Source organism: Streptomyces sp. RerS4, assembly GCF_023515955.1.
Classification (GTDB): Bacteria; Actinomycetota; Actinomycetes; order Streptomycetales; family Streptomycetaceae; genus Streptomyces.
The window spans coordinates 1,728,988-1,741,056 of record NZ_CP097322.1; the positions used below are offsets into that span (position 1 = coordinate 1,728,988).

Consider the following 12,069-nt stretch of genomic DNA (forward strand, 5'->3'; position numbering starts at 1 on the left):
ATGACCGGCCTGATCGCATTTCGCGAGATCGTCCTGAAGGTTCACAGCAGATGCGATCTCGCGTGCGATCATTGCTACGTCTACGAACACGCAGATCAGAGCTGGCGAGCCCGTCCGAAGGTGATCTCCCCCGAGGTCATCTCCCAGACCGCGTCGCGGCTCGCCGAACATGCCCGTGACCATGCACTCCCCTCCGTCACGGTGATCCTCCACGGAGGGGAACCCCTGTTGGCGGGCCCGGACCGACTCCGCCTCGTCTGCGAGGAGTTCACCCGCGCCCTCGCCGGCACCGCCGCCCTGGATCTGCGCATCCACACCAACGGCCTCCAGCTCGGCCGCCGTTACCTGGACCTCTTCGCCGAGTACGGCGTCCGGGTCGGCGTCAGTCTCGACGGGGACCGCGCGGCCAACGACCGCCACCGCCGCTTCGCGGACGGCCGCACCAGCCACCCCCTGGTCCTCGCCGCCCTGGCCCTGCTGCGCTCCGCGCCCTACCGCCACCTCTACCAGGGGCTGCTCTGCACCGTGGACGTGGCCAACGACCCCGTCGCCGTCCTCGACGCGCTGGTCGAACTGGAGCCGCCCCGGGTGGACTTCCTCCTCCCGCACGCCACCTGGCAGACGCCGCCCCCGCGCCCGGACGGCGCCCCCGACGCGTACGCCCGCTGGCTGCTGCGCGTCTTCGACCGCTGGGAGGAGCGGGGCCGGCCCGTCCCCGTACGGCTCTTCGAGTCCCTGCTGTCCACCCTCGGCGGCGGGCCCAGCCTGACGGAGTCCCTCGGGCTCGCGCCGACCGACCTCGTGGTCGTCGAGACGGACGGGACGCTGGAGCAGGTCGACTCCCTCAAGAGCGCCTTCGACGGGGCCGCCGCCACCGGGTTCGACGTCTTCGACCACCCCTTCGACCGGGTCGCCGCCCACCCCGGCGTCCGGGCCCGGCAGCTGGGCCTCGCGGGGGTCAGCGACACGTGCCGCCGCTGCCCTGTCGTACGTTCGTGCGGCGGCGGGCTCTACACCCACCGCTACCGGGAGGACGGGCCCGGCGGGCCGGGCTTCGACAACCCGTCGGTCTACTGCTCCGACCTGCGCGAGCTGGTCGAGGGGGTCGAGGGCCGCACCGCGTCCCGCCAGATCGCCCCCGAGCTGGCCGACCCGGCCGAACTGGCCCGGTCCCAGGAGGAGCTGACCCGCGTCCTGCTGGCCCGGCTCGGCGCCGACCTGGCCGGGGACGCGGACTGGGCGCGGGCCTGGGAGCTGCTGGTCGGCGTCGAGGAGAGCGGGCGGGCGGGCGCGGACGCGCTGGCCGAGGTGCTGGAGCACCCCTTCACCCGGACCTGGGTCCTGGACGCCCTGGACGGGGTCCGCCACGGTCGCCCGGACGCCCCCGGGGCGGCCCGCCGGCTGGCCGCGCTGACGGCCGCCGCCGTGCTGCGCGGCGGACTGGAGCTGCGGGCCGAGGTGGCCTACCGGGACGGCGAGGTGTACCTGCCGACGCTGGGCCTGCTGCGGCTCGGGGCGCCCGGCACCGACGGCCGGGCCGTCCTGCGCGCCACCGACGGGGGGTACGCCGTCCGGGACGGGCGGACCGAGCACCGCTTCGGCCCGGCGGCGGGGGACGCGCGGTGGCTGCCCGTACGGAGCTGGTCGCCCGGACCCGGCCGGGGCCCGGTGGCGTTGGAGGACCTCGACCCCGCCCGCAACTGCTTCGCCCGCCCGGCCCGGCTGCGCCTCGGGGCGGGCGAGGCCGACGCCTGGCGGGGCCGGCTGGACGCGGCGTGGGCCCTGCTGCACCGCACCGTTCCCGGGTTCGCGCGGGAGGCCGCCGCCGGGCTGGGCACGCTGACCCCGCTGGCCGGGGGCCCGCGCGCGGGGGGTTGGGGCGAGGCCGGACGGCACGGGCCCGGCGCGCTCGGTCTCCCGTACGCCGCCGGGGTCCGGGAGACCGCCCTCGCCCTGCTGACCGGCCGCAGGCGGGCCCGGCTGCGAGCCCTGACGGAGGTGGCCGACCTGTACGCGCTGGACGGGGCCTGGCAGCACCCCTCGCCGTGGCGGACCCGCCCGGTCCCGGTGTCCCGGCTGCTGGCCGACGTACACGAGCGGGTCGCCGTCGAGGCGTACCGGCGGGCGACGGCCACGCACGAGCCGGACGGGGCGGACCGGATCCACCGGGCCCTGGACCGGCTGTCGGAGGCGGCGGAGCTGACGGTGAACGGCAAACACCTGGTGGAGCGGCTGCGCTGGGAACTGAAGGCGGTGGACGCGTGAGCCCCCCCGCCGGCCCGGACCCCGCCCGTCCCCCCGGCGTCCTCGCGCTCGCCGTTCAGCTTCGATTACTCGGCGTACGCCCCCGCCACCGGCTCCTCGTCCACGCCGCGCTCGGCGGCACCGGCCTGCGCGCCGAGGCGCTGCGGGACGCGCTGATCGGGGTGCTCGGCCCCCACGGCACCATCGTGGTCCCCGCCTTCACGGCGGAGAACTCCCTCACCTCCAGCGCCCACCTCGCACGCGTCGCCGGGCTCACCGACGCCGAGAAGGCGCTCTTCCGCTCCCGGATGCCCGCCTTCGACCCCGCGCGCACCCCCTCCCAGGGCGTCGGCGTCTTCGCCGAGACCGTCCGCACCACCCCCGGGGCGGTCCGCAGCGCGCACCCGCAGACCTCGTTCGCCGCGCTCGGCGCGGACGCCGCGCGGCTGTGCGCGGGGCACCGCCGGGAAAGTCACCTGGGTGAGGAGTCGCCCCTGGGAAAGCTGTGTTGGGAGGGAGGACAGGTACTCATGATCAATGTGGGCTTTTCGGCCTGTACCGCTTTCCACCTCGCGGAGTATCGAATTCCGAAGCCCCCCTTGCGGATGTACGACTGTGTGGTGAAGGTGAACCTCCCGGGAGGCGGTCAGGGGGAGGAGTGGACCGTGTACGAGGACGTCGCGCTGGACGACGGTGATTTCGCGGAGATCGGGAAGACGTTCCCCGCTGCGCGGATGCGCGGGGGCCGAGTGGGGGGTGCGCCCGCGACGCTCTTCTCGATTCCGGACGCCGTCGATCACGCCCTCGACTGGATGACCGAAAACAGACGCTGATTGACTGAACGATGAGGGGATGTGGCGAAGCAGCTCCGGAATGATGTTCCTTCGCTCGCATCTTCGGGACGGGGGTCGTGTGCCCGCATCAGTGCAGCCGTATTTTTTTCTCAGTTATGCGCATACACCGAGATTCGGGCCCGGCGGCCCCGACCCCGACATGTGGGTCGAGCGCCTCTTTCGGGATCTCTGTGCCCACGTCATGGCGCTGACCGCGCTGCCAGCCGGATCCGAGGCCGGTTTCATGGACCGGGAGATACGCAGCGGCGAAGGCTGGTCGGAACGGCTCGGTGCGGCGCTCGCCACCTGCCGGGTCTTCGTCCCCCTGTTCTCGCCGCGCTACTTCGCCAGTGAGATGTGCGGGAAGGAGTGGTACGCCTTCGCGCAGCGGGCCATCCACCACGAGGCGATCAGCAACGAGCCGGCCGAGGCCATCGTGCCCGCCCTGTGGGTACCGGTCCCGCCCTCCCAACTGCCCGGCCCGGCCGAGCGGTTGCAGTTCAACCACAACACCTTCGGCGAGCGCTACGTCACCGACGGGCTGTACGGCCTGATCAAGTTGCGCGGGTACGCCGAGCAGTACGAGCAGGCCGTGTACGAGCTGGCCCGGCGCATCGTGCGGGTGGCCGAGACCGTGCGCCTGGGCCCCGTCCGGCCGGTGGACTACCGGGTGGTGCCCAGCGCCTTCGGCCCCGCCGGCGGGCACGGCGCCCGAGGGGGCGCACCGGGCGGCGGCGGGACCGCCCGCAGCCTCCACGTCACGGTCGCGGCCGCCTCGCGGCACGATCTGCCGGAGGGGCGCAGCCCCGAGTACTACGGGGAGAGCGCGCTCGACTGGAACCCGTACCATCCCGTCTCCCAGCGGCCGATCGCCTACGTGGCCGAGGAGTTGGTCAAGAACCTCGACTACCGGACGACCATGTCCTCCTTCGACGACGAGGCCGGTCACTTCGACAGCAAGCAGCCGCCGACCCGCCCCGAGATCCTGATCGTCGACCGGTGGGCGGTGGAGGACGAGCAGCGCCGGCGCCGGCTGGCCGCCTTCGACCAGGAGGCGCGGCCGTGGATCAACGTGGTCGTGCCCTGGAACCGCTACGACCACCAGAGCAAGGCCAAGGAGGACGAGCTGACGCGCAGGCTGGAGGAGACCCTGCCGATCAAGATGGGCCAGGGTCGGGCCGCCTGCCGGGCCGCCGCCAACGGGGTGGCCAACATGGAGACGCTCGGGCAGATCCTGCCGCAGGTCGTCGAGGCGGCGGCGCAGCAGTTCCTCAGACACGCCCAGGTGTACCTGCCGGCGGGCAACACCCACACCGAACGCCCGCGTCTGCTCGGGCCGATGGGGATGGACGGGCCGCCCGCGCCGCCGTCCGCCCCGTTCCCGCCTGACGTGCTCCGGGACCCCGGCGCGTACCGCGGCCGTCCGGGGCGCGGCGGACCCGACCGAACCGACCACAGCAGCGACAACGACCGGGGGGGACGCGGATGACAGCGAGTCGTGACAACCGAGACGGACGGATCGTCACCTTCTATTCGTACAAGGGCGGCACGGGCCGCACGATGGCGCTGGCCAACACCGCGTGGATCCTGGCCGCCAACGGCAAGCGGGTCCTCGCCGTGGACTGGGACCTGGAGGCCCCCGGCCTGCACCGCTTCTTCCACCCCTTCCTGGACCCCTCCACGCTCGGGGCCACCACCGGGGTCATCGACCTGATCAGCGAGTACGCCTGGGCGGCCACCAGCCCGGTGCAGCGCGCCGACGACTGGCACAAGGACTACGCGCGGATCCAGCCGCACGCCGTCTCCCTCACCCCGGAGACCCTGGGCTGGGAGTTCCCGGACGGCGGCACCCTCGACTTCGTCTCGGCGGGCCGGCAGAACCGCGAGTACTCGGCGACGGTGTCCACGTTCGACTGGGACAACTTCTACGACCGCCTCGGCGGCGGCCTCTTCTTCGACGCCTTACGGGCCGACATGAAGCGGAACTACGACTACGTCCTGATCGACAGCCGCACCGGCCTGTCCGACATCGCCGACATCTGCACCGTCCACCTCCCGGACGTCCTGGTCGACTGCTTCACCCTGTCCGACCAGTCCATCGACGGCGCCGCGTCCGTCGCGCGGCAGATCGACGAGCGGTTCAACGACCGGGGCATCAAGATCTACCCGGTGCCGATGCGCATCGACGAGGGCGAGAAGGAGAAGGCCGACGCGGGCCGGGCGCTGGCCCGGATCAAGTTCGACCGCTTCCCGAGCGGGCTGGTCGGGGACGAGCTCACCTCCTACTGGGGCGCGGTGGAGATCCCGTACCGCCCCTACTACGCCTACGAGGAGACGCTCGCCACCTTCGGCGACGAGGCCGGGCTGACCAATTCCCTGCTCTCCGCCTTCGAGCGGCTGACGACGGTGGTCACGGAGGGCGAGGTCACCTCGATGCCGGCCATCGGCGAAGAGGTCCGACTGCGGATCCGCGACGCCTTCACCCGCCGCCGCCCGGCGCTGCCCGCCGACCTGTTCCTCTCCTACGTCGCCGAGAACCGGATGTGGGCCGACTGGATCGAGTCGGTGCTCACCCGGGCCGGCTTCCGCGTCGTCCCCAAGGACGTCTCCGCCGAGCGCGCCCCGAACACGGGCCCCGGGGACACCCTGGGCGGGGGCACCGGCATCAGCGTCGACACGGCCGCCCGGACCGTGGTGCTGCTCTCCAGCGCCTACCTGAAGTCCGCGCGGGCCGTGGACGTGTGGAACCGGGCCGCCGCCGAGGACCCGACGGGGGGCCGCCGGCAGCTGGTCGCGCTGCGGGTGGGCGACGTACGCCTGGCCACGCCGTACATCGACCGCAACCCGGTGGACCTGTTCCGCCTCGACGAGGTGCACGCGACCACCGCCCTGCTGCGCGCCGTGGAGCGCCCGACGGCGCTGCCGGACAGCGTCGCGAGCGCCTCCCAGCCCGGCCCGCGCTTCCCCGGCACGGTCCCGAAGATCTGGAACGCGCCGCCGCGCAACCCCGGGTTCACCGGGCGCGGCATCGTGCTGGAGCGGATGCGCGACCAGCTCGGCGGCGGCATGGCCGTGGTGCTCCCGCAGCCGCAGACCCTGTACGGGCTCGGCGGCGTCGGCAAGACGCAGGTGGCGCTGGAGTACGTGCACCGGTTCATGGCCGACTACGACCTGGTGTGGTGGATCTCCTCGGAGCAGACCGACGACGTGGTGGCGGCCCTCGCGGAGCTGGCGGTGCGGCTGGGCGCGCAGACCGGCGAGGACATGTCGGCGGCCTCCCAGGAGGCCATCGACCTGCTGCGGCGCGGGGTTCCGACCTCGCGGTGGTTGCTGGTCTTCGACAACGCCGACGATCCCGAGACGCTGAAGCGGTTCTTCCCGCCGGGCGGTCCGGGCCACGTGCTGGTGACCTCCCGCAACCAGTCCTGGTCGCAGTACGGGGACGCGCTGCCGGTGGACGTGTTCCTGCGCGAGGAGTCCGTCGAGCACCTCCAGCGCCGCGCCCCCGGGCTCACCAAGGAGGACGCCGAGCAGGTGGCCGTCGCGGTGGGCGACCTGCCGCTGGCGGTCGAGCAGGCGGGCGCCTGGATCGCGGAGACGGCGACGCCCGTGTCGGCGTACCTGGAGCAGTTGGCCCAGCAGGCCGCGCGCGTGCTGAGCCTGAACCAGCCGGCCGGATACCCGCAGCCGGTGGCGGCGACGTGGAACGTGTCGATCGAACGGCTCCAGTCCCGCTCCCCCGCCGCCGTGCGGCTGTTGCAGCTGTGCGCCTTCTTCGCGCCCGAGCCGATATCGGCGAACCTCCTGTACAGCAAGGAGATGATCGACGCCCTCAAGCCCTACGACTCCTCCCTCCAGGAGAAGTTGGTGCTGGGCCGGGTGATCCGGGAGATCGGCCGGTTCGCGATGGCCAAGGTCGACCAGGTCGGCAACAGCATCCAGGTGCACCGTCTGGTGCAGGCCGTCATCCGGGCGCAGCTGTCGGAGGAGGAGCAGCGCGAGGCGCGGCACGCGGTGCACCGGATCCTGGCGGGTGCGCGGCCCGATGACGACGAGCCGATAGACAACCCGGAGACCTGGCCTCGGTTCAACACGATCTGGCCGCACCTGAGCCCGTCCGAGGCGCGTCTCTGCAAGGAGCCGGAGACCCGCCGGCTGTTGATCGACCGGGTGCGCTACCTGTGGAAGCGCGGCGACTTCAAGGCGGCGTACGCGCTGGGCGAGGAACTGCGCGAGGCCTGGCGCGAGATGCTCGGCAGCGACGACCTCCAGTACCTGTACCTGCGTTTCCACCTCTCCAACATCCTGCGCTCGCAGGGGCGGTTCGTGGAGGCGAAGGAGCTGGACGAGGTCACCCTGGAGCGCCAGCGGGCCGCGCTCGGTCCCTCGCACCCGCACACGTACATGACCACCAGTGGCCTGGCGATGGACCTGGGCGCGCTGGGCCGGTACGGGGAGGCCATGGAGCTGGCGACGGCCGCGCACGAGGGCTTCGGGCAGATCTTCCACGAGGCGCACCCGCGCACCCTGGCCGCGGCGAACAACCTGGCGCTGAACCTGCGCATGATCGGCCAGTACGCGCGGGCCCGGGAGATCGACCAGGAGGTCTTCGACCGGCGTACGGAGGTCCTGGGCCCGGACCACCCGTACACGCTGTCCTCGGCGCAGAACCTGGCCCGGGACCTGCGGGAGGTGGGCCGCTACGACGATTCGGTGCAGCTGCTGAGCCGGACGTACGAGATCTACAAGCGGCAGCTGGGCCGGGCCTTCCCCGGGACGCTGTCGGCGGCGAAGAACCTCGCGGTGTCGCTGCGGCGGGCCGGCGAGCTGGAGGACGCGCTGCGGCTGACGACGGCGACCCGCAACCGCTACCGGGCCAAGTACACCTCGGTCAATCCGGACCTGCTGGCCTGCGAACTCAACCTGGCGGCCGACCTGTTCGCGACCGGCGACGCGGGCGCGGCCCGGGACCTGGCGCAGGAGGTGGTGGACGAGTACATGAAGGTGCCGGGCGAGCGGCACCCGTACACCCTGGCCGCCGTCAACAACCTGGCGGTGTTCCACTGGGGCACGGGGGCATCGGAGACGGCGGATCCGATGCTGCGCCACACGATCCGCGGGATGCGCGAGGTGTTGGGCGACCAGCACCCGCACACGATCTTCGCCCACCTGAACCTGGCCAACGCGCGCGCCGACCTCGGCGATCCGGAAGGCGCGCTGGAACTGGAGCGGGTCGCGGTGAGGCGGCTGCGCGAGGCCCTCGGGGCGCACCACCCGGAGACCTTGGCGAGCGCGTCCAACATGGCGGTGAGCCTGGACATGATGGGCCGCAAGGAGGAGGCGGCCCGGGTGCGCGCGGAGGCGGTGTCGGAACTGACCCGGCTGCTCGGGGAGGACCACGGTCTGACCCGGTACGCGCGCGACGAGCGGCGGGTCCACCGGGACCTGGAGCCGCTCGCGGTGTGATCCGGCCGGGTGGCGGGGCCTCACAGGGCTCCCGCCACCCGGAGGCAGAAGGACCGACAACACCCTGGGGGGCGTTGTGAGCGACAGCATGACCTTTCGCAATGAGGACCTGCCGGCCCTCTTCCACCACACCGACCGGGCGGCGATCTCCCGGCAGCGGGAGTCGACGCAGGCCACCCGCGCCCAGCTGATGCTGCTGGTCGCGGCGGCGGGGGCGGCCGCCCTGCCCGCCGGGCCCGCCGTGGGTTCGCTGCACCTGTTCGGGGCGCTCGGCGCGCTCGCGTACGCGGGGGTGCTGGCCGTGGGCGTACGGGCGAGCCGGCGCCGGGCCCGTCCGCAGTGGCAGCTCAACCGCAGCGCGGCCGAGTTCATCAAGTCCCTGGCGTGGCGGTACGCCGTGCACGGGGCGCCGTTCGGGGCGGCGGGCGGCGGGCAGGACGGCGGGGCCGCGGCGCTGTACGGGACGCGCCTGGAGGCGGGTCTCGACGAACTGCGCAAGATGGGGTGGCAGGATCCGCGCGCCGCGGGCCTGGTGCCGGAGGGAGCGGAGATCACCGGGGCGATGGAGCGGCTGCGCGGCCGGGACTACCAGGTGCGGCGCGAGACGTACGTCCGCGACCGGCTCATCGAGCAGCGCGACTGGTACCGGCGCAAGACGGAAGGCTCGCGGCGGGCGACGGCGCTGTGGTCGTGGACGATCGTGCTGCTGACCTGCCTGGCGCTGCTGTTCGCGCTGCTCGGGGCCTTCGGCTCGGGTCCGGGGCCGCGGCTGACGGCGCTGCTCAGCGCGGCGGCGGCGGCCGGGATCGCCTGGAACGAGGTGCGGCGCCACCATCCGCTGATCGAGGCGCACACGCTGATCGAGCAGGACCTCGCGGCGATGATGGTCGTGATGCAGACGACGATCACGCAGGAGCAGTGGCCGTCGGCCGTCTACGAGACGGAACGGTACGTGTCCCCGCAGCACACGGACTGGCTGGCCCGACACAGCAGTTGAGGCCCGGGGCCGGGCGGGTGGGGGTGTGGCTCAGTCGCGGGCCACGCCCTCGCGCCAGATGACGGTGACGGGTTTGCCGAGGGAGCGGGCGTAGGCGACGATCTCGGCGGTGCCGCCGTGCCCGCGGGCGGGCAGGCCGTCCCAGACGGCGACGAGCCGGTCGCAGGAGTCGGCGATGTAGGTGCCGGCGGCGTAGTAGGCCTCGTCCGTGGAGCGGTCGAAGGCCATCCGCACCTCCTGGCCGGCGCGGCGTCGCAGGCGCCGGTAGCGGGCCAGGGCGTCGGGGTCCTCGAAGGTCTGCTCGTAGTCCTCGCTGGGGATGACGACGGTGAGGTCGGCGCCGCATTCCAGGGCGATGTCGGCGAAGAGTTGGTCGGCGCCGTCGGCGAGGCTGGAGAAGGCCTCCAGGGGTCCCTGGTGGCCGTCCAGTACGGCGCGCAGTGCCGCGCGTACGTGGCCCAGCGCCTCGTCCGGGATCGATCGGTGGCCGGTCACGCCGATGCGTTTCATGGGCAAGCCCCTCCCCCGTGGACACCCTGGACATCCTCCCAGAAGGCGGGAGGACGTCCAGGGGTGCCGCGACGGGTCGCGGGCGGGTGGGTGGGGGCTAGTAGACGCTGACGCCGTAGGCGTTCAGGGCCTCCACGACGGGCTGGAAGAAGGTGGTCCCGCCCGAGGAGCAGTTGCCGCTGCCACCGGAGGTGAGGCCGACCGCGCGGGTGCCGGAGTAGAGCGGGCCGCCGCTGTCGCCGGGTTCGGCGCAGACGTTGGTCCTGATCATGCCGTAGACGATGTCGCCGCCGCCGTAGTTGACGGTGGCGTTGAGGCCGGTGACCGAGCCGCCGTGGGTGCCGGTGGTGGAGCCGCGGCGGGTGACCGACATCCCGACGGTGGCGTTGACGGCGCTGGTGATGTCCTGGCCGCCGACGGTGCCGGGCGGGACCGGGGAGTTACTGGCGTACTTGATGAGGCCGTAGTCGTTGTTGGGGAAGCTGGAGCCGGCGGTGGAGCCGACGACGGTGGTGCGCGAGGAGTTGCTCCACCAGGTGCCGGCGCCGTCGGTGCAGTGGCCGGCGGTGAGGGCGTAGTACGTGCTTCCGCTGCGTACGTTGAAGCCCAGCGAGCAGCGCCAGCTTGAGGCGTAGATCGCGTCGCCGCCGGAGACGAGCTTGGTCAGCTTGCCCGGGGTGCGTTCGATGCGCAGGGCGCCCGCGTCGGGCCCGGCCTCGCGGCGGATTCTGGCGAGCTCGGCGTCGCTGACGGTGGAGTCGGCGGTGACCACGAGGGTCCCGGTGGCGGTGTCGGTGTGCCAGGCCGTGCCCGCGACGTCGGCGCGCAGGACGGAGGCCCCGGCGGCGGCGAGTCGGGCCGGGCTGAATCCGTGGTCGTCGCCGGCCGCACTGGCGGCTGTGGGGGCGGCGAGCGCTGCGACGGCGGCCAGGCCGGTGGCCACCGCGAGCAGCCGGACACGGTTGATGCTCTTGATCCTCACTTCACGTCCTCCCGGAAGGGGGTCGGGGACCCGGCGGTCGTGGGGGTGCCGGGACCGGTGAGCGGCGGAGGGCTCGCCGGTATCGCGCGGCACCGCCGCGAGATTCGACGTGCCCCTGACAAGTCCGCCGATGACGCTGACGGGAGTGTCGCGGCGTCAGTTCTCGGCGACAAGGGCGCCTTTCAGCCGTCGCTCCCCCGCGGCCACCTCGAAGGGCAGGGTGTTTCCGGGCGGCGGGAAGGGGCAGACGAAGTGGTCGGCGAAGGCGCAGGGCGGGAGCAGGGCGCGGTTGAAGTCGACGAGGACCGCGCCGTCGGCGGCGGGGGTTCCGGGCCGCAGGAAGCGGAAGCGGTAGCTGGAGCGGCCGCTCGTGGCGTCGTCGAAAACGGCCCACAGCGCGCCGTCGTCGGCGTCCACCGCCACCTGGAGCGTGTGCCGGGTCCCCGCGTGGGAGAAGCTCAGTTCACCGCCGAGAGGCAGGCCCCGCGTGCGCCCGTCGGCGTTCTCGACCTGGACGGTCCGGTCCGCCTCGTACGGGCGGAAGTGCCCCGGCAGCGCGAAGCGCGGGTCGTACGGGCCGGCCTCCACGCCCCGGAAGGCCGCGCGGGCCGGGGCGGCGGGGTCGTAGACCCGTACCGCCCACCGGCCCTCGCGGACGATCACCACCAGCCGCCGTCCGCCGGCGCTCAGCCGGGAGTGCGCGGGGGACCCCTCGTCGGGGCCCGGGCGCACCCGCCCGGCGAAGGGTGTGCCGTCCAGGGCGAGGGGGTCCTGCGGGGAGGCCTTCAACACGACCCCGGCGGCGGTGGCGTGCCAGTGCCCCGGAACGGCCGGAATTCGACCTTCCGGGTAGTCGGCGATCCAGTGGGTGCCGATCAGGGACAGAGGTCCGTAGGGGGCGGAAACCGTGGCTTCACGGTGCTCGTGCCACTGTCGCCAGGCGTTGGCGGCGTCGTCGTCATTCATGCCCCTGAACCCTTCCACACCGGCCCGGTCGGGAACCCCGGGTAGCCCGTCCGGGCCTGTGGGAAGACGGA

General features: G+C 73.1%; 8 protein-coding genes. 5 read left to right on the top strand and 3 right to left on the bottom strand.

Annotation, left to right across the window (positions count from 1 at the left end; translation table 11 throughout):
• The 5 genes from fxsBH (at window position 1) to M4D82_RS07975 (ending at window position 9,540) form a co-directional block, all read left to right on the top strand.
• Complete coding sequence (gene fxsBH / locus M4D82_RS07955; RefSeq protein ID WP_249765362.1) at window positions 1-2,265, top strand: radical SAM/SPASM protein FxsBH, inactivated beta-hydroxylase extension form; 2,265 nt, start codon at window positions 1-3, stop codon at window positions 2,263-2,265.
• On the top strand, window positions 2,262-3,077 hold the full coding sequence (locus M4D82_RS07960) for an AAC(3) family N-acetyltransferase (RefSeq protein WP_249765363.1): 816 nt from the start codon (window positions 2,262-2,264) through the stop codon (window positions 3,075-3,077). Before fxsBH ends, M4D82_RS07960 begins: the two co-directional genes overlap by 4 nt.
• A 43-nt stretch (window positions 3,078-3,120) precedes the next feature.
• Window positions 3,121-4,566, top strand: a complete 1,446-nt coding sequence (locus tag M4D82_RS07965) for a TIR-like protein FxsC (RefSeq protein WP_249771570.1) — start codon at window positions 3,121-3,123, stop codon at window positions 4,564-4,566.
• A complete protein-coding gene (fxsT, locus tag M4D82_RS07970) occupies window positions 4,563-8,543 on the top strand; it encodes an FxSxx-COOH system tetratricopeptide repeat protein (protein WP_249765364.1) in 3,981 nt (1,326 codons plus the stop codon). The genes M4D82_RS07965 and fxsT overlap by 4 nt, the downstream gene beginning before the upstream one ends.
• A gap of 88 nt (window positions 8,544-8,631) precedes the next feature.
• Window positions 8,632-9,540, top strand: coding sequence for a DUF4231 domain-containing protein (locus tag M4D82_RS07975; RefSeq protein WP_249765365.1), 909 nt, complete (start codon window positions 8,632-8,634; stop codon window positions 9,538-9,540).
• Window positions 9,541-9,570: 30 nt separating this feature from the next.
• Here the strand turns inward: M4D82_RS07975 and M4D82_RS07980 are convergent, their stop codons facing one another.
• The 3 genes from M4D82_RS07980 to M4D82_RS07990 all read right to left on the bottom strand — a co-directional run bounded on the left by M4D82_RS07980 (window position 9,571) and on the right by M4D82_RS07990 (window position 11,998).
• The gene (locus tag M4D82_RS07980; protein WP_249765366.1) at window positions 9,571-10,050 is read right to left on the bottom strand and encodes a hypothetical protein; all 480 of its coding nucleotides are present in this window, start codon (window positions 10,048-10,050) and stop codon (window positions 9,571-9,573) included.
• A 97-nt stretch (window positions 10,051-10,147) separates the two neighbouring features.
• Window positions 10,148-11,032 carry a S1 family peptidase gene (locus M4D82_RS07985; RefSeq protein ID WP_249765367.1) on the bottom strand — a complete coding sequence of 295 codons (885 nt, stop codon included), beginning with the start codon at window positions 11,030-11,032 and terminating at the stop codon, window positions 10,148-10,150.
• 156 nt (window positions 11,033-11,188) lie between these two features.
• Window positions 11,189-11,998, bottom strand: a complete 810-nt coding sequence (locus M4D82_RS07990; protein ID WP_249765368.1) for a DUF1684 domain-containing protein — start codon at window positions 11,996-11,998, stop codon at window positions 11,189-11,191.
• Window positions 11,999-12,069: the final 71 nt, after the last annotated feature.